Origin of the sequence: Corynebacterium sp. HMSC055A01 (assembly GCF_001809405.1) — a bacterium.
GTDB lineage: Bacteria > Actinomycetota > Actinomycetes > Mycobacteriales > Mycobacteriaceae > Corynebacterium > Corynebacterium hesseae.
In genome coordinates, this window is the sequence record NZ_KV797561.1 from 1 (window position 1) to 359 (window position 359).

Here is a 359-nt window from a genome sequence, read left to right on the forward strand (position 1 = left end):
TTTTTCCGTTGAGGAGGTCGTTGACTACTTCCCGATGGTGAAATGGGTCGATGGTGAGGTAGAGAGGAACCAGTCACCTGGAAGAGATCGATCCAGTCGTTGGTGTGCAATCTGGGAGGTAGGGTCGCGGGGTCGATTCCTCGCGAGCGCAACCATGATTGTGTCTCTGAACGTGATGAAAACAACCCTGCCCTTCGGAGAATTTCCCCTATCCCGCGTCCCCGGGCAGTGAAAACGGTGTGCACCATCGCCTGAAAGGCTTTGCGCTGCTCTATCGGAATCTTCGGGTCACCCACCCGGCGGATCACTAAGATCCCCCCGTCAACGTTTGGCTGTGGCCGGAAAGCAGACCTTGGTAC

1 protein-coding gene is annotated in these 359 nt (G+C 56.3%); it reads right to left on the reverse strand.

Annotated features, from left to right (window positions below):
- Positions 1–359, reverse strand: a 359-nt coding sequence (locus HMPREF2604_RS04445) for an rRNA adenine N-6-methyltransferase family protein (protein WP_305764407.1), incomplete at both ends; no start/stop codon positions are given.